17 protein-coding genes are annotated in these 19,639 nt (G+C 73.3%); 9 read left to right on the top strand and 8 right to left on the bottom strand.

The features are described 5' to 3' along the window. Position 1: 1 nt before the first annotated feature. The 5 genes from arfA to H0H10_RS00445 are packed head-to-tail and all read right to left on the bottom strand — an operon-like array spanning position 2 to position 5,693. Positions 2-1,507 (bottom strand): arabinosylfuranosidase ArfA, encoded by a 1,506-nt coding sequence (gene arfA / locus H0H10_RS00465; protein WP_188178762.1) that lies wholly within the window; start codon positions 1,505-1,507, stop codon positions 2-4. Between the two features lie 38 nt (positions 1,508-1,545). Further along, positions 1,546-2,514, bottom strand: coding sequence for an arabinan endo-1,5-alpha-L-arabinosidase (locus tag H0H10_RS00460; protein WP_188178761.1), 969 nt, complete (start codon positions 2,512-2,514; stop codon positions 1,546-1,548). A 22-nt stretch (positions 2,515-2,536) separates the two neighbouring features. Next, entirely contained in the window at positions 2,537-3,394 is an 858-nt protein-coding gene (locus tag H0H10_RS00455; protein ID WP_373566779.1) for a carbohydrate ABC transporter permease, read from the bottom strand. A gap of 11 nt (positions 3,395-3,405) precedes the next feature. Beyond that, positions 3,406-4,347, bottom strand: a complete 942-nt coding sequence (locus tag H0H10_RS00450; RefSeq protein ID WP_188178759.1) for a carbohydrate ABC transporter permease — start codon at positions 4,345-4,347, stop codon at positions 3,406-3,408. Then, positions 4,344-5,693 (bottom strand): extracellular solute-binding protein, encoded by a 1,350-nt coding sequence (locus H0H10_RS00445; RefSeq protein ID WP_188178758.1) that lies wholly within the window; start codon positions 5,691-5,693, stop codon positions 4,344-4,346. The genes H0H10_RS00450 and H0H10_RS00445 overlap by 4 nt, the downstream gene beginning before the upstream one ends. A 254-nt stretch (positions 5,694-5,947) precedes the next feature. On the opposite strand from H0H10_RS00445, the gene H0H10_RS00440 reads away from it, so the two are divergent. The 5 genes from H0H10_RS00440 (at position 5,948) to H0H10_RS00420 (ending at position 11,628) form a co-directional block, all read left to right on the top strand. Next, positions 5,948-7,159: an MAB_1171c family putative transporter gene (locus H0H10_RS00440; RefSeq protein ID WP_188178757.1), complete on the top strand. Its 1,212-nt coding sequence runs from the start codon at positions 5,948-5,950 to the stop codon at positions 7,157-7,159. Between the two features lie 102 nt (positions 7,160-7,261). Further along, entirely contained in the window at positions 7,262-7,765 is a 504-nt protein-coding gene (locus H0H10_RS00435; RefSeq protein ID WP_223179175.1) for a toxin, read from the top strand. Further along, the gene (locus H0H10_RS00430) at positions 7,762-8,955 is read left to right on the top strand and encodes an MAB_1171c family putative transporter (RefSeq protein ID WP_188178755.1); all 1,194 of its coding nucleotides are present in this window, start codon (positions 7,762-7,764) and stop codon (positions 8,953-8,955) included. Before H0H10_RS00435 ends, H0H10_RS00430 begins: the two co-directional genes overlap by 4 nt. A gap of 31 nt (positions 8,956-8,986) precedes the next feature. Beyond that, positions 8,987-10,177: an MAB_1171c family putative transporter gene (locus H0H10_RS00425; RefSeq protein WP_188178754.1), complete on the top strand. Its 1,191-nt coding sequence runs from the start codon at positions 8,987-8,989 to the stop codon at positions 10,175-10,177. Between the two features lie 38 nt (positions 10,178-10,215). Further along, positions 10,216-11,628 carry an NAD(P)/FAD-dependent oxidoreductase gene (locus H0H10_RS00420; RefSeq protein ID WP_188178753.1) on the top strand — a complete coding sequence of 471 codons (1,413 nt, stop codon included), beginning with the start codon at positions 10,216-10,218 and terminating at the stop codon, positions 11,626-11,628. Between the two features lie 424 nt (positions 11,629-12,052). Here the strand turns inward: H0H10_RS00420 and H0H10_RS00415 are convergent, their stop codons facing one another. Both H0H10_RS00415 and H0H10_RS00410 read right to left on the bottom strand, forming a co-directional pair. Then, the gene (locus H0H10_RS00415) at positions 12,053-12,901 is read right to left on the bottom strand and encodes an SMP-30/gluconolactonase/LRE family protein (RefSeq protein ID WP_188178752.1); all 849 of its coding nucleotides are present in this window, start codon (positions 12,899-12,901) and stop codon (positions 12,053-12,055) included. Then, the gene (locus H0H10_RS00410; protein WP_188178751.1) at positions 12,898-13,671 is read right to left on the bottom strand and encodes an IclR family transcriptional regulator; all 774 of its coding nucleotides are present in this window, start codon (positions 13,669-13,671) and stop codon (positions 12,898-12,900) included. Before H0H10_RS00410 ends, H0H10_RS00415 begins: the two co-directional genes overlap by 4 nt. 177 nt (positions 13,672-13,848) lie before the next feature. Here H0H10_RS00410 and H0H10_RS00405 point away from each other — a divergent pair, with 177 nt between their 5' ends. Next, the gene (locus H0H10_RS00405) at positions 13,849-14,448 is read left to right on the top strand and encodes a hypothetical protein (protein ID WP_188178750.1); all 600 of its coding nucleotides are present in this window, start codon (positions 13,849-13,851) and stop codon (positions 14,446-14,448) included. On the opposite strand, the gene H0H10_RS00400 is transcribed toward H0H10_RS00405, so the two are convergent. Beyond that, positions 14,445-15,314 (bottom strand): ATP-grasp domain-containing protein, encoded by an 870-nt coding sequence (locus H0H10_RS00400; protein ID WP_188178749.1) that lies wholly within the window; start codon positions 15,312-15,314, stop codon positions 14,445-14,447. The genes H0H10_RS00405 and H0H10_RS00400 overlap by 4 nt on opposite strands. A gap of 154 nt (positions 15,315-15,468) precedes the next feature. On the opposite strand from H0H10_RS00400, the gene H0H10_RS00395 reads away from it, so the two are divergent. The 3 genes from H0H10_RS00395 to H0H10_RS00385 all read left to right on the top strand — a co-directional run bounded on the left by H0H10_RS00395 (position 15,469) and on the right by H0H10_RS00385 (position 19,399). Continuing rightward, on the top strand, positions 15,469-16,554 hold the full coding sequence (locus H0H10_RS00395) for a MerR family transcriptional regulator (RefSeq protein ID WP_223179172.1): 1,086 nt from the start codon (positions 15,469-15,471) through the stop codon (positions 16,552-16,554). Between the two features lie 78 nt (positions 16,555-16,632). Continuing rightward, positions 16,633-18,081 (top strand): acyl-CoA synthetase, encoded by a 1,449-nt coding sequence (locus H0H10_RS00390; protein WP_188178748.1) that lies wholly within the window; start codon positions 16,633-16,635, stop codon positions 18,079-18,081. Then, positions 18,074-19,399, top strand: a complete 1,326-nt coding sequence (locus H0H10_RS00385) for a carboxyl transferase domain-containing protein (protein WP_188178747.1) — start codon at positions 18,074-18,076, stop codon at positions 19,397-19,399. Before H0H10_RS00390 ends, H0H10_RS00385 begins: the two co-directional genes overlap by 8 nt. Positions 19,400-19,639: the final 240 nt, after the last annotated feature.

The following is a 19,639-nucleotide window of genomic DNA, read 5'->3' as shown; positions in this document are numbered from 1 at the left end:
GTCAGCGCAGCCGGATCACGTTCCAGGACAGCGGCTCCAGGACGGCGGTGAGGCCGCCGTCCTTCAGGGCCGTGCCTTCGACCGCGTGCGGGACGACCCGCTCCGGTTCGGCGAGGGTGTTGCGGGCATCGGGGTCGGCGTCCGCGAGGGCGCTGTGCTCGACGACCTCGGTGAGGTCGAGGCCGCTCAGGGCGACGTCGAGCGGCAGCGGTTCGGTGCGGGAGCGGTTGACGGCGAAGACGGTGACCGTGCCGTCCTCGGCGCGCACGGCGGTGGCGTGCAGCAGGTCGGCCTCGCCGTACTTCTTCGTCTCGTACGTCGGTGAGTCCACGCGGACGTCGAGGACCTCGCCCCGGCCGTACTTCGACGCCTGGGCGAACGGGAAGAACGTCGTCTGGCGCCAGGCCGGGCCGCCCGGCTCGGTCATGATCGGGGCGATGACGTTGACGAGCTGGGCGAGGCAGGCGACGGTGACGCGGTCGGCGTGCCGGAGCAGGGCGATGAGGAGCGAGCCGAAGACGACGGCGTCGGTGACGCTGTAGTTGTCCTCCAGCAGCCGCGGTGCCTCGGGCCAGTCCAGGGCGCTGACCTCGGCGTCGGTACGGGACAGGTACCAGACGTTCCACTCGTCGAAGGAGAGGTTGATCCGCTTCTTGGACTTCAGGCGGGCGCCGATGTGGTCGCAGGTGGCGACGACGTTCTCGATGAACGACTCCATGTCCACGGCGGAGGCGAGGAAGGAGTCGACGTCGCCGTCGAGCGGCTCGTAGTAGGCGTGCAGGGAGATGTAGTCGACCAGGTCGTAGGTCTCCTGGAGGACCTTCGCCTCCCATTCGGCGAAGGTGGGCATGGACTGGCCGGAGGAGCCGCAGGCGACGAGTTCGAGGCCCGGGTCGATCTGGCGCATGGCGCGGGCGGTCTCGGCGGCGAGGCGGCCGTACTCCTCGGCGGTCTTGTGGCCGGTCTGCCAGGGGCCGTCCATCTCGTTGCCGAGGCACCACAGCCGGATGCCGAAGGGGTCCTTGTCGCCGTGCTCGACGCGCAGGTCGGACAGGGCCGTGCCGGAGGGGTGGTTGGCGTACTCCTGGAGTTCCAGGGCCTCGGCGACGCCCCGCGTGCCGAGGTTGACCGCCATCATCGGCTCGGCCTGCGGGCCGATCTTCTTCAGGAACGCGATGTACTCGGAGAGGCCGAAGCGGTTGGTCTCCGTGGAGCGCCAGGCCAGGTCCAGGCGGCGGGGGCGGTCCTCGACGGGGCCGACCGAGTCCTCCCACTTGTAGCCGGAGACGAAGTTGCCGCCGGGGTAGCGGATGGCGGTGACGCCGAGTTCCCGCACCAGCTCCAGCACGTCCTGGCGGAGGCCGGCGTCGTCCGCGGTGGGGTGGCCGGGCTCGTAGATGCCGGTGTACACGCAGCGGCCGAGGTGTTCCACGAAGGAGCCGAAGAGGCGGGGGTTGACCTCGCCGACGGTGAAGGCGGGGTCGAGGGTGAAGCGGGCGGTGCGCATCTTTTCCTTTCCGGGGCTTCTTTCCAGGGGGGTCGTGTCTAACCGACTGTCGGCCAGCCGTTCTTCGTCCAGCGCAGGATGTTCAGGCCCAGCTTGGGCGTGCCCTCGTCCTCCGCGTCGTAGTAGTGGTACGCCAGTACGTCCCGGCCCCCGTCCTCGAAGACGGACTGGCCGCCGGTGCCCACGTACCGGCCGTGGCCGGCGAGGAGCAGGTCGCCGCCGCCCGCGAGCATCGGCTTGCCCGTGCTGTCGACGTACGGGCCCGTCACCGATGCCGATCGGCCGACGCGGATCTTGTACGTGGAGTTCACGCCCGAGCAGCACGCGTCGTAGGAGGCGAACAGGTAGTAGTAGCGGCCGTGCCTGACGATCTCCGGGCCCTCGACGGCGTACGGCTCGTCCGGGCGGGTGGCCAGGTGGTGGACCGTGGCGCCTTCGATCGCCTTGCCCGTCCCCGGGTCGAGCTCGACCATGCGGATACCGGTCCAGTACGAGCCGAAGGCCATCCACAGTTTGCCGTCGGCGCGGACGACGGCCGGGTCGATGGCGTTCCAGGTGTCGGTCGTCTCGGAGGTGAAGACCTTGCCGTGGTCGGTCCAGGTGCCGGGCAGGCCGGTCGGGGAGGTGGCCACGCCGATCGCGGAGTGGTTGGTGCCCCAGGAGGAGACGGCGTAGTACAGCCAGTACCTGCCGGCCCGGTAGGAGATGTCGGGGGCCCAGGGGTCGCCGGTGTCGTTGTACTCGTACCACCAGCTCGGGGGCGTCGCGAAGGCGTTGCCCGCGTCGTCCCAGTGGACGCGGTCCCGGGAGGTGCGGGCGCCGATGACGCCGCCGGTCGAGTAGGCGACGTAGCCGCCGGACTTCAGGCGGATGACGGTCGGGTCGTGGATGATCTGCTGGCCGGTGACCGGCTGGGGGTCGGGGTGGGCGGTGTCCGCCTGTGCGGTGGCCGGGAGAAAGGCCAGGACGGCGGCGGAGAGCAGGGTGGCGAGTCTGCGGCGTCTCATGCGGCGGGCTCCTGTGGGACGGTCACTGGCCGGCGAGGCCGGTGTGCGCGACACCCGCCACGATCTGGCGCTGGAAGAAGACGAAGACGATGATCAGGGGCAGTCCCGCCATGAGGCCGCCGGCCATGAGCTGGGCCCACTGGATGCCGTAGGAGTTCATGACGGTCGCGATGCCGTTCGGCATGGTCATCAGGTCGGGGTTGTTGGTCACCATGTACGGCCACAGGAAGTTGTTCCAGGAGCTGATGAAGGTGAAGATGCCGACCGCGGCGAGCGAGGGGCGCGACAGCGGCAGGATGATCGTGAAGAAGACCCGCCAGCGGCCCGCGCCGTCGATGAAGGCGGCCTCCTCCATCTCGCGCGGGATGCCCTGGAAGAACTTGTAGAGGATGAAGACCATCGCGGCGGGCGCGCACTGCGGCAGGATCATGCCCCAGTAGGTGTCGACCATCCCCATCTGCTGGACGGTGGTGAACAGGGGGACGCCGAGCACGGCCGGGGAGATCATCAGGCCCGCCATGACGACGGCCATCAGAACGGACTTGCCCTTGAACTCGGTGCGGGCGAAACCGTATCCGGCGAGCGCGCTCACGGTGAGCACGACGACCGTGACGCAGACGGAGACGACGAGCGAGTTCACGAACCAGTTGGTGATGTTTCCGGTGTCGAAGAGCGCCTTCCACGCCTGGCCGGTCCAGACCTCGGGCACCCAGTGCGGCGGGATCTCGGCGGCCTCGGCCTCGGACTTGAGCGAGGTGAGCAGGGCGGCCGCGATCGGCGCCACGAAGACGGCGGAGACGGCGGCGCCGAGCAGGGTCAGCACGATCTGGCCGGGTGTCCAGGAACGGCGGGGCCTGAGCCGTGTCCGGGTGGTGCTCATCGGGGTGCTGCTCATCGGGCGCCCTCCTCACGGGTGCGCAGCAGCCACATCCGTGCCAGGGCGACGACTGCGATGATCACGAAGAAGATGATGGACATCGCGGAGGCGTAGCCCACGCGGTAGCTGGTGAAGCCCTGTTCGAGGGTGTACTGCACGAAGGAGCGGGTGCTCAGCTCGGGCCCCGGGCTGAAGTCCATCATCACGACGGCCTGGTCGAAGAGCTGGAGCGAGGCCAGGATCTGCAGGGCGACGACGAGGCCCGTGATGTTGCGCAGCATCGGCAGGGTGATGTGGATCATCCGGTGCCAGGCGTTGGCGCCGTCGAGCTTGGCGGCCTCGTATAGGTGGCCCGGGATGCCCTGGAGCGCGGCGAGGTAGAGCAGGAAGGAGAAGCCGACCGTCCACCACAGGGTCTGGATGACGATGGCGGGCATGGCGTACGACTTGTCGGTCAGCCAGGGGGTGTCGAGCCCGAGGGTCTGGTTGAACAGGCCGATGCCCTGGGTGAACAGCCACTGCCACATGTTGGCGGCGACGGTGGAGGGCAGCAGGAAGGGGGCGAAGAAGCACAGCCGCCACAGCCACTTCGCGCGCTCGATGTGGTGGGCGAGCATCGCGAGGAGGAAGGCGAGGACGGTGATGCAGGGGACGACGAGGACCGTGAAGTACGCGCTGTGGCCGAGCGCGTCCCACATCGCCGAGTCCTTCAGCGCCTCGCGGTAGTTGTCGAGGCCGACGAAGCCGGCGCCCTCGCCGGAGATGTTGGCGTCCGTGAAGCTGAGGTAGAGGCCGCGCAGGAGCGGCCAGATCACGAACAGGGCGAACACGGCGAGGAACGGGGCGACGAACCACCCTCCGTGCTGGAAGCCCTGCTTGCGGCGGACGGTCGCGCCGGCGGCCGCGGCCCTGGCCCGCGCGGGTACGACGACGGTCTCGGGGCTGGTCGTGGTCATGCGACCGCACCTCCCTGCGCGGCGGTCGTGCCGTCCATCGGGTTCTTCGAGGCGAGCAGCGTGGTCAGCCGGGACTTCATCCGGCGGGCGACCGCGTCGGGCTTGGCGGAGCCCGTCGTCGAGGAGACGACGACGGGGCCGAGGTCCTGGGCGAGGACGCCGGTGGAGCCCGCGAACCACACCTTCGGCTCGGTGGCCTGGTGGTCCATGGCGCTCACGTACTCGTTCTGCGGGGAGAGGTTCTTGTACGCGTCCGTGGACAGGGTCGGCGTGTAGGCGGGGATGTGGCCGCCGGCCGCCCACTGCTGGGCGTGCTTGACGACGTAGGCGGCCAGGCGGTGGGCGGCCTCGTTGGCGGCGCCGCCGCGGCCCGCCTGGTGCGGCAGGACGAAGGCGTGGGACTCGGCGTGGGTGGCCTGCCGGCCGAAGACGGGCGGCAGCGGCATCGCGCCGTAGTCCAGCCCGGCGCCGGAGAAGACCGGCACCGACCAGTTGCCCTCCCAGGTGAACGGGGCGCCGTTGACGAACTGTTCACCGGTGGGCGCGCCGGGGATGACGTAGCCGTCGGTGACGTGCCGGCGGAGGAACTCCAGGACCTGGGTGGCCTTGTCGGTGTCGAAGGTGACCTCGGTGTTGGCGGCGTTGAACCAGGTGCCGCCGAGCTGGGTGTAGAAGGTGACGAAGAACCACCACTGGAAGTTCTGGTCGTTGGTCCACAGGCCGATGGTCTGCAGGCCCTTCTTCTGGGCCTTCTTCGCCTTCTTCAGCGCGTCGAACCACTCGGTGGTGGAGGTCACCGGGACCATCCGGCCGTCGTCGCCGAGCAGGTCCGCCTTCTTCAGCACGTCCTTGCGGTAGAAGCAGAGCTGGACGTGGATGTCGAGGGGCAGGGCGTAGAGCTTGCCGTCGATGACGGCGCGCTTCCACAGCGCCGGGTTGAAGTCGGCCTCGTTGACGCCGTACTCGGCGAGCAGGCCGAGGTCCCAGGGGTCCAGGAGGCGGCCCGGCGAGAAGCCGGTGACGCGGCCGAGGTGCATCACGCCGAGTTCGGGGGCGCGGTTGCCCGCGGCCGCCATGGCGAGCTTGGTGTAGAAGGGGTTGCCCCACTGGAGGGTGGAGTCCTTCACGTCGATGCCGGGGTTGTCCTTGCGGAAGGAGTCCAGCATCGTGATCATGTTGGCGCCGTCGCCGCCGCTGAAGAGGTTCCAGTAGCGCACACGGGTGTCCGCTCCGGAGGCGAGCGCGTCGGCTCCGGTCCCGAGCGCCGCGAAGCCGAAACTTCCAGCGACCGTCAGCCCGCCGATGCCGGCGAGCAGTTGCCTGCGATTCAGGCCAGGTCGTCCCATGCCCTGCCCCATCTGTCCGTTCGTGCTCGGGAGACCGATCACGACCATGTACCGTACGTTCGAGATTTCGAATGCCGCTCGTAACTTCGAACGGGACCGTAAAGTCATGCGGCGTGCGCGTCAATGGGTTGCGCAGGACTTTCGATCAGCTGTGGTCGTTCCGTGCTGATCAGCGGTCGCCGGATCGCCTGACGCGGGCAGTTGCGGACGCGTAGTGTCGGAGGGCCTCGGACGGGCGGTGAGAAGGTGGAGCGATGGACGTCGCGATCCTCAGCGAGTTCTACACGGACTTCTGGTGGATACCGGCCACCGTCCTCGCTGCCGCCCTGGCGATCAAAGTGCCCACGATCATCCGCTTCTGGGCCGACCCGATGCTGCGCGCGGTCGGCGGCCTGCTGCTGCTCGCCTGCGCGGTGTTCGTCTTTGTCGCGCCCTCGACGATCGCCCGGGTCAACCGGCTCACCGGCGTGCCGAACATCTCCGCGCCCTGGGTGTACTCCCTGCTGACCGCGTTCTGCGGCTCCTGCCTGCTGCTGATCATCGCCTGGCGCAACGGCCTGTCCGACCGCTCGGCCGCGACCCGCCGCGCCACCCGCTGGGTCGTCTCGGTCTACTCCGGTGTGATCGTCGCCCTGTGGGTGCTGTTCGCCCTCGCGGACGCCCCCGTGGAGCGGCTGCGGGACCTCGACACCTACTACGCCACCACCCCGTTCATGCGCGAGGAGATCCTGCTCTACCTGCTCGCGCACACCACGGCCGTGCTCATCACGTCCCGGCTGATCTGGAACTGGATCCGCACCGACGGCCTCGACGCCTGGCTGCGCTGGGGACTGAAGTTCCTGGGCGTCGGCTACGCGATGAACCTGCTCTTCGACGCGGCCAAACTCACCGCCGTCGTGGCCCGCTGGACCGGCAACGACCTGGACCGGCTCAACACCGACGTGGCCCCGGCCATGGCCTGTGCGTCGGCCGTGCTCATCGCGGTCGGCTTCATCCTGCCGCACGCCGGGCAGTACCTGCACGAGCGGTGGCGGGTCCGGCTCGCCCACCGCGAACTGCGGCCCCTGTACGCCCTGATGCGCACGGCCGCGGGCCACGGCACCCGGTTCGTGCTGCGCGCCAGCCCGGAACTGCGCCTGACCCGCCGCGAGACGTTCATCCGCGACACCCTGCTGCCCCTGGCCCGCGGCATCGACGAGGACCTGCGCCGCCGCTCGTACGACGCCGCGCTCGCCCTCGGGCACCCGCCGGACCGGGGCAGGGCGCTGGCCGCCGCGGTGGCCGTCCTGGACGCCGTCGAGGCCGGGCGGACCGCGCCGCCGGGCGACGGCACCGGCGGGTCCGACACCACCGAACTGCTCCGGGAGATCGGCGCCGTCTCCCGGGCCCTGCGCCGCCCCGACGACATCCGGGCGGTCCGCACCCGCGCGAACACCCCGCGGGACACCGTCCCGGTCACCGAGTGAGCCGGGGAAAGTGGCCGAGGGGACAACTGTCTTGGCATATTGCACGGGTGACCGCGCGACGCCGACGCGAGCAAGGGGAGAACAGTGCGCAGGAGCAGGCAGATGCGTCGCCTCGCCGACGCGCTCATCGACCCCATCCGGGTGCCGCTCCCCGCGGACCCCGAGGTCCTGTTCGAGGCGCTCGTCGAGTCCGTCACCGCGTGGCGGGGCCGTGAGATCGTCGTCCGCCGCGAGACGTTCCCGCCGCACACCGCCAGCGGCCTGTGGCTGGAGGGCGAGACCCACGACGTCATCGTGGTCGACCGGCGTGCCGCCGTGTGGCACCAGATCGTGATCCTCTGCCACGAGGTCTGGCACATGAACCGCCGCGACGCGGACGCGGCGCCCGCGCCGGACCCCTCCGGCACCCCCCGCCCCGTCGCGGCCCGCACCGACTTCAGCCTGGCCGAGGAACAGGAGGCGGACCGCTTCGGCATGCTGATGGGCCGCCGGCTGCGGACCTGGCTGGAGGCCCCCGAGGACTCCGTGTACGCGCCCCGGGGCGATGCCCAGGGGCTGGCCGGACGTATCGGCGCCGCGCTCAACTACCGCGGGAACCGCGGATGAACGGCCTGGTCAACTACGTCAGCTGCGGCATGCTCTGGCTCGTCCTGGCGGCGAAGGCACCCGACCTGATACGCCACCGCCGCGACCCGTACCTGCGCTCCATCTGCGCGGTGCTGGGCCTGGCCGGGCTGTGCTTCTTCCTCGGCGCCCCGCCGACGGTCGGCGCCGTCAACCGGCTCGGCGGCGTCCCCAATCTGGCGGCCCCGCTGACCTACGCGTCGATCACCGCGTACAGCGCCGCCTCCCAGGTGCTGATCGTCCACTGGCGGGGCGGGCCCGCGGTGCACCGGGTGGCCCGGCGCTGGATCGCCGTCTACCTCTGCGTCGTCGTCGGCATCGCCGCCACGTTCGCGCTGGGCGAGGCCCCGGTGGAGCGCCGCACCGACCTCGACACGTACTACGCGACGACCCCCTTCATCTCCCAGATGATCGTCCTGTACCTGGTCGGTCACCTCGCCGCCGCCGGCGTCACCGCGGTGTCCTCGCTGCGCTGGGCCCGGCAGGTGCGCGGTCCGCTCCGGGTCGGCCTGACGGTCCTGGGCATCGGCACGCTGTTCAGCGCCGGGTACAGCGTCTCCAAGCTCGTCGCCGTGATCGCCCGCTGGACCGGGCGGGACTGGTCGGTGCTGGCCACCGGCGTCTCCCCGGGCGCCGCGGGACTCGGCGCGCTCGCCACGGTCGCCGGGGTCCTCATCCCCCTGGTGGAGCCGCGCCTGACGGAGTGGCGGCGGGCCCGGCGGACCTACCTGCGGCTCGCCCCGCTGGAACACGCGCTGGACGACGTCCTCACCCGCCGCCGCCTGCGGCTGCCCGCGCCCCGCTTCGCCTCCCCCGCCACCCGGCTGATGTGGCGCCAGACCAGCATCCACAACGCCCTGAGCCACCTGGACACCCACCTCGACCCCGGCCTGTACGAGCGGACCCGCCGGGCCGCACTGCGCGAGACGGGCGACCCGGAGCAGGCCGAGGCCGTCGCCTGGGCGGCCATCATCGCCGCCGCCACGCGGCGGGAGGCGGACGGGCCTGCCGCCCCGCGGCCGTACGCGACGGGCCACGAACCGGCCGGCCGGACACCGGTCCGGGTGCCCGGGCCGGGCACCCTGGTACGGGTGGCCGACGCCCTGGCCGGCGCCGTCCCCCTCCCCGCCGCCCGGGAGCGCGGCGCCGCGACCCCGACGGGCTCCCGGTGAACCGGGCGCCGGGCGCGCGGAGGGAGCGGGCATGAGTCTCGTCGTGTACGTGGCAGCCGTGGTGTTCGGGCTGTCCTGCGTGGTGCTGCTGCGCCGGCCGGCGACCGCCCTGCGTGACCCGCTCACCCTGTCCACCTGCGTGGCGATCGTCCTCGGCGCCCTCGTCTTCGTCTGCTCGGCCCCGCTGACGCTGGCCGCCGTCAACGACCTCACCGGCGTCCCCAACTTCGGCGCGCCCCTGACCTACGGCATGCTCTCGGCGTACAGCTGCTCGCTGGTGGTGCTGCTGATCAACTGGCGCGGTGGTCCCCGGGACCGGGTGCGGCGCCTGGTGCTGCGTGCCGTCGCCGCCTACGCGCTGGTCGTCGTCGCCGTCGTCGTCCTGTTCGCCCTGGCCGACGCGGACACCGAGCGGCTCACCGACCTCGACACCTACTACGCCGGCACTCCCTACATGCGGGAGATGATCCTGCTCTACCTGGCCGGGCACAGCGCCGCGACGGTGGTGCTGTGCGTCATGTGCGTCAAGTGGGGCCGCGAGGTCACCGGCCTGCTCAGGACCGGGCTGCGGCTGATCCTGACCGGCTCGCTGCTGGACGTGGTCGGCTTCCAGGCCACCAAGTACACGGCGGTGGCCGCCCGTTGGAGCGGGCACGACCTGGACTTCCTGTCCACCTCCGTCGCCCCGCACATGGCCTCGCTCGGCGCGCTGACCTGTTCCGCCGGATTCGTCCTGCCCCGCCTGCTGCCGGCCGTCGTCGCGCAGTGGCGGGGGCTCGGCGACTACCGCAGGCTGGCGCCGCTGTGGACGCTGCTGCGGTTCGTGTCGAACACCGCCCCGAAACCGCCCGCCCCCTGGTGGCAGTCGCCGCGGGAACGGCTCCAGTGGCGGGAGGTGTCCATCCACGACGCCCTGCTGGCACTGGCCCCGTACTTCGACGACCGGGTGCGCGAACGCGCCCGCGACGCCGCCCTGCGCGCCGGCCGCACCGCGCACCAGGCCCGGCTGGCCGCGGAGGCGGCGATGCTCGCCGACGCCGCCCGCCGGGCGGCCGCCCGCGAGGGGCCGCTGGACACCCCGAGCTGCCACCGGCTGCACGCCACCGAGGTGTCCGGCACCGGCGGGCTGGTCGAGCTGGCCGAGGCCCTGGCCCGAACGCCCGCCGCCGACGCCGTGGGTGAAGGTACGGTGAGGGCCGCCCACGGCTGGAACCACGGCTGAACACCTGGCTGAACCCCCTGGCTGAACCGAGGAGACCCATGTCGCGTAGAGCTGTCGTCATCGGTGCCGGCCTGGCCGGCATGCTGGCCGCGGCGGCGCTGTCCTCCGCCGTCGACGAGGTGGTCGTGCTGGAGCGCGACGAGCTCCCCGACGGGCCGGAGCACCGGCGGGGCCTGCCGCAGGGACGCCACGCGCACCTGCTCATGGCCGGGGGTCTGGCCGCCATGGACGAGCTGGTGCCGGGCGTGGACATGCGCGCACATCTGCTGGCCGCCGGGGCGCACGAGATATCGCTCAGTTCGGGCATGGTGGCGTGGACCTCGGAGGGCTGGTTCCGGCGCTGGCGCCACGAGGGACCCCGCATGTTCACGTGCAGCCGGGCGCTGCTGGACTGGGCCGTGCGGGAGGCCGTCCTCGCCCGCACCGGCGTCACCGTGCGCAAGGGCGACGTGCGGGGGCTGACGGGCGGTCCGGGACGGGTCACGGGCGTCCGCGTCGCGGCCGGGTACGGGTCCGGGTCGTCCCGCGAGGAGGATCTCGACGCCGTCCTGGTCGTGGACGCGAGCGGGCGCGGCTCCCGCGTCCTGCACTGGCTGGGGGCGCTCGGGGTGTCCGGCGTGCGCGAGCGGACCGTGGACTCCGGTCTGGTCAACGCCACCCGCGTGTACCGGGTGCCCCGGGGCGCCGAGCGGTTCCCGCTGACCGTCGTACAGGCCGACCCGTACGCCTCCCGGCCCGGCCGCAGCGGCATGGTGCTGCCGATCGAGGGCGACCGCTGGATGGTCAGCCTGGCCGGCACCCGGGGCGGCGAGCCGCCGGCCGACCCGGAGGGCTTCCTGCGGTACACGCTCGGCCTGCCGAACCCCATCGTGGGCCGGCTGATCTCCGGCGCCGAGCCGCTCACCGACGTGCACGTCAGCCGCAGCACCAGCAACGTCCGGCGCTACGCCGAGAAGGCCCGGCGGTGGCCCGAGGGGTTCGTCGTCCTCGGTGACGCCCTGGCCACCTTCAACCCCGCCTACGGGCAGGGCATGTCGGTGGCCGCGCTCGGCGCCCGGGTCCTCGCCCGCGAGCTGCGCAGGGGCGGCGCCGGCGCGCCCGGACTGGCCCGCAGGGTGCAGCGGGGGGCCGCCCGGCCGGTCGACGCGGCCTGGGCGATGGCCGTCAGCCAGGACGTCATGTACCCGGGGACGCGCGGGGGGCGGCCGGGCGCCGCCGACCACGTCGTCGCCGCGTACACGCGCCGCCTGACGAGGGCGGCGACCGGGTCCCACACCGCGGCCGCCGCGCTGTGGGAGGTGACGAGCATGCGGACCGGACCCGGGCGCCTCCTGCGCCCGGACGCCCTGCTGGCCACCCTCGCCGGCCCCCCACTGCCCCCGGCCGCCGAACCACCACTGACACCACGCGAGCGGGAAATCCTGCGCACCCTGGACCACGTCGGCACCTGACACGGACCCCGCCGGCCGGCCCGGAACCGGAGGCAGCCACCGACGGCCGGGCCGGCATCCGGCCCGGCCCACGCCCGCCGGCTCCGCGCGCGTACCGGCGCCGGCCCACCGGCCCCACGAACGCCCACCGGGCCCCGCGGACGCCCACCGGCCATGCGCACCCGCACCCGCTCTGAGCACACAACCGGCCACGCCTGCGCACGCCGGCCACACCCACGCGCCGGCCGCCTGCCCGCCAGGCCGCGCGCACGCACACCGACGCCCGGCGCACCCACTCTTGGGCGCGCCCATGAGCCCCACGCGCGCACGTCGGCTCCGCGCTCGTGCACCGGCTGCCGGGCGGGCGCCCGTGCGTCGGCTCGTGAGCGCGGGGCCAGTGGACCGGTGCGTCAGGTCGCGGATGCCCGGCGGCCGGACCGGCGTGTCAGCCCCTGAACGCGGGCTGTGGCAGGCCCTGACCCGCGTCCGGCAGGACCAGCAGCGAGCCGGAGAGCGGGTGGGGGGCGTCGAGGCCGGTCCGGGCCGTGGTGACGTACAGGTCGGTCAGGTCCGCCCCGCCGAAGGCGCACGCCGTCACGCGCGGGACCGGGAGCTCGATCACGCGGTCGAGCGTGCCGTCGGGCGTGTACCGGCGGATCGCGGCACCGTCCCAGAGGGCGACCCACACACAGCCGTCGGCGTCGACGGTCAGGCCGTCGGGGAAGCCGGCGCCGTCCTCGATCCCGGCCAGCGGGCGGCGGTCGCCGATCCGCCCGGCGTCGGCGTCGTAGGCGAAGACGTCGATGCGGCGGGTCGGGGAGTCGATGTAGTACATCAGCCGTCCGTCGGGGCTCCAGCCGGTGCCGTTGCTGACCGCCACGTCGTCCAGCACCGTCTCGACGGTCCCCTCGCCGGTGACCCGGGACAGCGTGCCGCCGCCGGGGGCCTCGTCGTAGCGCATGGTGCCGGCCCACAGGCTGCCGTCGGGGGCGACGGCGGCGTCGTTGGCGCGGCGGCCCGGCACGGTCTCCCGGTGCAGCCAGCGGAAAGAGTCGTCGGGGTCCAGCAGGCCGATGCCGTCCCGCAGGTTGAGGACCAGGCCGCCGCCCGCGCGCGGCTTGGCGGCGCCCACGTGCTGCTCGGTCGTCCGCACCGTCCGGCGCCCGGAGGCCGGGTCGAAGGTGTGCACCCGGGAGCCCAGGATGTCGACCCAGAGCAGCCGGCCGGCCTCCGCGTCCCAGGTCGGGCCCTCGCCGAGGGCCGCTTCCGCCCGTACCGCCACCTCACAGGTCATGACACCCTCCGGTAACCGAGCCGCTCGGACAGGTCGGCCGCGCCCTTCACGGCGAGTTCCTCCAGCTCGGTGAGGCGGTCCTCGCACCAGCGGATCATGGGCACGGAGATGGACAGCGCGGCGACGACCTGGCCGGTCCGGTCGCGGACCGGGGCGGCCACGCAGGAGACGTCCGGATTGGACTCGCGGCTCTCCACCGCGATGCCGCGCTCACGGATCCCGGCAAGGGCCTCGCGCAGGTCGGCCGGGTCGGTGATGCTGTTGGGGGTCATGGCGACCAGCTCGGCGTCGTCGGGGACGCGGGCGGCCAGCTCCTTCTCGGGGAGGGAGGCCAGCAGCATCTTGCCGACGGAGGTGCAGTGGGCGGGCAGCCGGCGGCCGGCCGCGGAGACCATGCGCACGGCGTGCGTGGAGTCGACCTTGGCGATGTAGATGACGTCGGTGTCCTCCAGGATCGCCACGTGCACGGTCTCGTCGCAGGTCTCGGCGACGGACCGGGCGACCTGCTGGCCCTCGGCGGCGAGGTCGAGGTGCTCGGCGTAGCGGGCGCCGAGCTGGTACGGGCGTACGCCGAGCCGGTAGCGTCCCGGCTGGCCGGGCAGGGGGACGATGTACTTGCGGGCGGCGAGCGTGGTGACCAGCTCGTGCACGGTGGTGCGCGGCAGCTGGAGCCGGCGCACGATGTCGGGGGCGGAGAGCGTGCCGTCCCCGTCGAGGAAGAGCTCCAGTATGTCGAGAGCCCGGGTCACGGCTGGTACGAGGCGTCCCATGTCCGGCCCCCTCCCTAGGTGTCTCAGGCGCCTGTGTGCGCGATACCCCGCTGTTCGAGATATCAACAGGCGATCGGAATGGCGAACACAGGCTACTCATACTGAGTTTGCCCGGGCAATGGGCTCGGCGCGAGCCGCCGGTACTCCGGCTGGTCACACCGGGTCCGCTGCCCGACGATGGGTCCCATGCCGTCCGGACAGCGCCCCGCCAGCCCCTTCACGCCGCTCGACTTCCAGCTGGTGCTGCTGCGCCGCATGGCCGACCACAATCCGGACCTGGTGGAGGACGCCCGCCGCACGCTGGGCGCCTCGATCACGGACATGCGGGAGGCGAACAGGCGCTGGCAGGCCATGATCCGCTCGCCGCGGGCCCGCTCGGCCGCGTCCCGCTACCGTTCCGTCCTGGGCGAGCCCGAGTCCGTGGCCCCGCGCAGGATCGGCGACCTGGAGTGCGAGGCCCGGCAGTGGCGGGTCCCCCTCTGGCCCGACCTGCGCTTCGAGGTGCTCGTCGCCGCGAACGGCGCCGTCTGGAACGAGTGGCTGGTCCGCGCCCCCGGCGCCCAGGGCCCCGAACTGCGCACCCTCGACGACCTCGCGCCCTGGTCCTGCACGGTCGACGAGGCGGCCCGCGCCTTCGCCCCCGCCCGCCCGCTCCAGGGCTCGGCGCCCACCCGCTGGGGACTGGCCTTCACGGCACCGGACGCGGACGGGGTACGGCGCGAGGTCGTCGCCGAGTTCACCTGGGGGCTGCTGCAGCGGACGGCGGTCGGCGGCTAGCCGGCCGCCGCGAGGACGGCCTCGACGACGCGCGGCATCGAGCCGGGGTGCAGGAAGAGGAACAGGTTCGGCTCGACCAGTTCCAGCTCCATCACCTGCGGCCGCCCGTCCTCGCCGTCCACCAGGTCGACGCGGGCGTACAGCAGCCCGGCCGCGTGGGGCACGGCGGCCAGCGCACGTTCGGCGACGGCGCGTTCGGCCGGGGCCGGAGTCCACGGCTCCAGCCCGGGATGCGCCACCTTCCGCTCGTCGTACGGCGTCCCCGGCGTGAGGACGGCACCCTTGCGGCTGGCGTGCAGCAGGCGCCCGCCGAAGAACTGCAGCGCCCGCTCCCCCGCCGTGTCGACGCCCCGCACGTACGGCTGCACCATCGCCGTGAGGCCCTCGGCGTGCATCCGCTCCAGCTGCCGTACGGCCCTGGCGTGCTCGCCGGGCGTGTAGCGGGCGGCGAAACGGGCGCCGGCGCCCGAGGCCGGCTTGATCACGTACTCGTGGCCGTCGGGGAGGACGGCGCTCTCGCCGGGGGCCGCGTACCGGGTGGGGACGGTGGGCACGCCGGCCGCCGCGAGGTCCCCGAGGTAGCGCTTGTCGGTGTTCCAGCGCACGACCTCGGCCGGGTTGGCCAGCCGCGTGACCTTGCCGCACCGCTCGGCCCACGCGGTGAACTCGGCCGCCCGCCAGCTGTAGTCCCAGGTCGAGCGGATCAGCGCGAGGTCGAATCCGGCCCAGTCCACCTCGGGGTCGTCCCACGCCTCCGCCGACGCCCGCGCCCCGGCCTCCTCCAGCGCCCGCACCAGCACCGGCAGATCGCGGTCGGTGCTGACCTGCGGCCCGGGCCGGCAGGTGACGAGTGCGATGCGGGGCACGGCGCGCTTCCTCCTCGTACGGCTGTACGACATTCTCGTACGGCTGTGTGACGTTCGGCAGGCTAACAAGCACGGACGCAACCCGAACAGGCCGCTTGACCTTCACCTTTGGTGAACCCACAGCATCGGGGGCGGGAACGGAGGGGAGTGCGAGATGCGCGAGGGCATGCTGACGATCGGCGCGTTCGCCCGCGCCTGCCGGCTGACACCCAAGGCACTGCGCCTGTACGACGAGCTGGAGCTGCTGCGCCCGGCCCGGGTGGACCCGGACACCGGCTACCGCTACTACGCGGCCGGGCAGCTGGAGCAGGCGCGCCTGGTGGCCTGGCTGCGACGGCTGGGGATGCCGCTGGCCGGGATCCGCCGGGTGTGCGCCCTCGACCACGCGTCCGCCGCCCGGGAGATCCGCGCCTACTGGGCGCGCGTCGAGCGGGAGACGGCGGTGCGCCGGGACCTCGCCGCGTTCCTGGTCGACCACCTGACGGCCGGCCACCTGACGGAGGAACAGAGGAAGGATCCCGCCATGCTGGAACTGCGCTACTTCGCCCACTCGGACCCGGGCCGCGTCCGCCCCGCCAACCAGGACACCGCGTACGCGGGCGCGCGGCTGCTCGCCGTGGCCGACGGGTTCGGACCGGCGGGCGGGCCCGCGAGCGGCGCCGCCGTGGAGGCGCTCAGGCACCTGGACACCGAGGAGATGCCGGCGGGCGGGGTGCTGAACCTGCTGGAGGACGCCGTGCGGGGCGCGGCCCAGGCGGTGCGGGACGCGGCGGACGGCAGCGAGGAGGCCGGCACCACGCTGACCGCGTTGCTGTGGACGGGGTCGCGGCTGGCGCTGGTGCACATCGGCGACTCACGGGCGTATCTGCTGCGCGACGGGGAGCTGTTCCGGATCACCCACGACCACACGGTGGTCCAGTCGATGATCGACGAGGGGCGGCTGACCCCGGAGGAGGCCGGGGCCCATCCGCAGCGGGCGATGCTGCTGAAGGCCCTGACGGGCAGCGGTCCGGGTGCGCATCCGGACCTGCGGCTGCACGACGCCCTTCCCGGCGACCGCTACCTGCTGTGCTCCGACGGCCTGTCCGCCGTGGTTGCCGAGGACCGCGTCCACGGCCTCCTCGCCGCCGCCCCGGCCCCCGACCGGGCCGTGCGGTCGCTGGTCGACGCGGCCAACGCCGCCGGCGGTCCGGACAACGTCAGCTGTGTGGTGGCCGACGTGGTGGAGGCGGCCGCCTGACGGACCCGGCAGCCGGGGCGGCGGGCGCTGGTGTAGGAACGGGGGGACGCTGTTTCCCCAGCCCAAGGAGTGCGCCACGTGTCCTCCCTCTTCCCGGCCCTCACGGCCGGTCCGGATGAGAAGGTCGCCCTGCGGTTCGGTGACCGGTCCCTGACCTACGCGGAGCTCGCGGCGGCGGCCGGGGCCGTCGGTGAGCGGGTGCGCGGGGCCGGGCGGGTGGCCGTGTGGGCGACCCCGGCGCTGGAGACGGCCGTCGCGGTCATGGGCGCGCTGCTCGCCGGGGTCGCCGCCGTACCGCTCAACCCGAGGTCGGGCGAGAAGGAGCTCGGGCACATCCTGTCCGACAGCGCCCCGGCCCTGGTGCTGGCCGCGCCCGGCGACGAACTCCCCGGCCCGGTGCGGGGCCTGGAGCGCGTGGACGTCGACGTACGGGCGGCCGGCCCCGCACCCGCGCCCGAGGGCGGCGCCGACGGCGACCCGGCCCTGGTCGTCTACACCTCCGGCACCACCGGTCCGCCCAAGGGCGCCGTCATCCCCCGCCGCGCGGTCGCCTCCACCCTGGACGCGCTCGCCGACGCCTGGCAGTGGACCGGCGACGACGTGCTGGTGCACGGGCTGCCGCTGTTCCACGTGCACGGGCTGGTGCTCGGCGTCCTCGGTCCGCTGCGGCGCGGCGGGTCGGTGCGGCACCTGGAGCGGTTCGGCACGGAGGGCGTCGCGCGCGAGCTGAACGGCGGCGCCACCATGCTCTTCGGCGTGCCGACCATGTACCACCGCATCGCCGAGGCCCTGCCCGGCGACCCGGAGCTGGTGAAGGCGCTCGCCGGGGCGCGGCTGCTGGTCTCCGGCTCCGCCGCGCTGCCGGTGCACGACCACGAGCGGATCGCCGCCGCGACCGGCCGGCGGGTGATCGAGCGGTACGGCATGACGGAGACGCTGATGAACACCAGCGTGCGGGCGGACGGCGAGCCGCGCGCCGGGACCGTGGGCGTGCCGCTGCCGGGGGTCGAGCTGCGGCTGGTGGAGGAGGACGGTTCGCCGATCGCCTCGTGGGACGGGGAGAGCGTCGGCGAGATCCAGGTGCGCGGCCCGAACCTGTTCACCGAGTACCTCAACCGGCCCGACGCCACCGCCGCCGCCTTCACCGAGGACGGCTTCTTCCGCACGGGCGACATGGCGGTGCGCGACCCCGACGGCTACGTCCGCATCGTCGGCCGCAAGGCCACCGACCTGATCAAGAGCGGCGGCTACAAGATCGGCGCCGGGGAGATCGAGAACGCGCTGCTGGAGCACCCGGGGGTGCGCGAGGCGGCCGTGACCGGTGAGCCGGACGCCGATCTGGGCGAGCGGATCGTGGCGTGGATCGTGCCCGCCGATCCGCACACGCCGCCCGGCCTCGACGAGTTGGCCGACCACGTCGCGAGCCGCCTCGCCCCGCACAAGCGGCCCCGCGTCGTCCGCCACCTCGACGCCCTCCCCCGCAACGACATGGGGAAGATCATGAAGCGGGCGCTGGGCGATGGCTGAGCGGCTGTCCGCACGGGAGTTCCTGGCCCTCCTGACCGACGACTTCACCGAACTCCCCCACCCGCCACGGGAGTCCGGACCCGACGGACCGCTCGGCTGGGACGGCTACGACGCCGCGCGCGCCCGCGCCACCGAGCGCACGGGCGAGACGGAATCCGTGGTCTGCGGGACCGGCACCGTGGACGGCACCCGGGCCGTGCTGATCGCGTTCGAGTTCGGGTTCCTCGGCGGCTCGCTGGGGCAGCACACGGGCGACCGGCTGGAGGCGGCGTACACCCATGCCCGCGCCCGCCGGCTGCCGGTCGTGCCGCTGGTCGCCACCGGCGGCAGCCGGATGCAGGAGGGGATGCTCGCGCTGACCCAGCTCCAGCGGGTGGCGCGGCAGTCGGTGCTCACCCGGGATGCCGGGCTGGCGCAGATCGCCGTGCTGCGGGATCCGGCCACCGGGGGCGGCTGGGCCACGCTGGGCGCGGGCGCCGACGTCGTCCTCGCCCTGCCCGGCGCCCAGGTCGGCTTCGCCGGTTCCCGGGTCCGGCCCGCCGACGCCGACCCGGCGGCGTACACGGCCGAGGCGCAGGTGGCGGCGGGCTCGGCGGACGCCGTGGTGCCGCCGGCACAGCTGCGCGGGACGCTGGGGCGGTGGCTGCGGCTGCTGACGGCGCCGTCGAGCGACCCGGCGCCCGTGCCGGAGCCGCTCGGCGCGACCGGGCCGCCGGCCACCGGGTGGGACGCGGTCCGGCGGGCCCGGTCCCCCGAACGCCCGCGCGCCCGGGCCTACCTGGACGCCTACTTCACCCACCGCGTCGCCCTCTGCGGCGACCGCGCGGGCGGCACCGATCCGGACGGCATGCTGTGCGGGTTCGGCGAGCACGAGGGGCGGACGGTGGCGTACGCGGCCCAGACCGGGACGGCGACCCGGCCCGCCGGGTACCGCACCGCCGCCCGGCTGATCCGCCTCGCGGACCGGCTCGGGATCCCGGTGCTGACCCTGGTGGACACGCCGGGTGCGGCGAACGACGCGGAGGCGGAGCGGCAGGGCGTGGGGACGGCGATCGCCGAGCTGTTCGGTGTGCTCGCCTCGGTGCGCACCCCCGTCACCACGCTGGTGATCGGCGAGGGCGGCTCGGGCGGCGCGTTGGCGCTGGCCGCGCCGGGCAGGACCTGGGCCACGCCGGACAGCTACTTCTCCGTCATCGCGCCGGAGCTCGCGGCGGCGATACTCAAACGCCCGCCGGAGGAGACCGAGGAGACCGCCGCCCAACTGCGGCTGCGCCCACAGGACTTGGCCGAGCTGGGCGTGGTGCGCGACTGGCCGTGATCCGGACGATCCGAACAGGGGAGCAGTTGTTCCCTGGAACAGGTGATCGTCGCTCCTGAGATCGAACGGTACCCGCGTGACACGGGATACTTACGATGCGCAAGCGACGGGCTGCAGACCGTAGTTGCCGCGCAGGTCCCACACAGGCAACACGCAAGGAGAAAGCACGATCATGAACCTTCTCACCGACATCCTCGCCGGCCTCGTCCACTTCGTCGGCTGGCTGGTCTGACGGTCCGA

This window comes from Streptomyces griseicoloratus, assembly GCF_014534645.1.
Classification (GTDB): Bacteria; Actinomycetota; Actinomycetes; order Streptomycetales; family Streptomycetaceae; genus Streptomyces; species Streptomyces griseicoloratus.
The sequence above is the reverse complement of the archived record's forward strand: the minus strand, read 5'-3'. Positions and strand labels throughout refer to the sequence as shown.

Bases quoted from the DNA above. Each gene is read 5' to 3' on its own strand.
- H0H10_RS00385 (WP_188178747.1), top strand. From the start codon at position 18,074: ATGGCTGAGCGGCTGTCCGCACGGGAGTTCCTGGCCCTCCTGACCGAC.
- H0H10_RS00405 (WP_188178750.1), top strand. From the start codon at position 13,849: ATGGGTCCCATGCCGTCCGGACAGCGCCCCGCCAGCCCCTTCACGCCG.
- H0H10_RS00395 (WP_223179172.1), top strand. From the start codon at position 15,469: ATGCGCGAGGGCATGCTGACGATCGGCGCGTTCGCCCGCGCCTGCCGG.
- H0H10_RS00440 (WP_188178757.1), top strand. From the start codon at position 5,948: ATGGACGTCGCGATCCTCAGCGAGTTCTACACGGACTTCTGGTGGATA.
- H0H10_RS00455 (WP_373566779.1), bottom strand. From the start codon at position 3,394: ATGAGCACCACCCGGACACGGCTCAGGCCCCGCCGTTCCTGGACACCC.
- H0H10_RS00425 (WP_188178754.1), top strand. From the start codon at position 8,987: ATGAGTCTCGTCGTGTACGTGGCAGCCGTGGTGTTCGGGCTGTCCTGC.
- H0H10_RS00450 (WP_188178759.1), bottom strand. From the start codon at position 4,347: ATGACCACGACCAGCCCCGAGACCGTCGTCGTACCCGCGCGGGCCAGG.
- H0H10_RS00435 (WP_223179175.1), top strand. From the start codon at position 7,262: ATGCGTCGCCTCGCCGACGCGCTCATCGACCCCATCCGGGTGCCGCTC.
- H0H10_RS00430 (WP_188178755.1), top strand. From the start codon at position 7,762: ATGAACGGCCTGGTCAACTACGTCAGCTGCGGCATGCTCTGGCTCGTC.
- H0H10_RS00460 (WP_188178761.1), bottom strand. From the start codon at position 2,514: ATGAGACGCCGCAGACTCGCCACCCTGCTCTCCGCCGCCGTCCTGGCC.
- arfA (WP_188178762.1), bottom strand. From the start codon at position 1,507: ATGCGCACCGCCCGCTTCACCCTCGACCCCGCCTTCACCGTCGGCGAG.
- H0H10_RS00445 (WP_188178758.1), bottom strand. From the start codon at position 5,693: ATGGGACGACCTGGCCTGAATCGCAGGCAACTGCTCGCCGGCATCGGC.
- H0H10_RS00410 (WP_188178751.1), bottom strand. From the start codon at position 13,671: ATGGGACGCCTCGTACCAGCCGTGACCCGGGCTCTCGACATACTGGAG.
- H0H10_RS00415 (WP_188178752.1), bottom strand. From the start codon at position 12,901: ATGACCTGTGAGGTGGCGGTACGGGCGGAAGCGGCCCTCGGCGAGGGC.
- H0H10_RS00420 (WP_188178753.1), top strand. From the start codon at position 10,216: ATGTCGCGTAGAGCTGTCGTCATCGGTGCCGGCCTGGCCGGCATGCTG.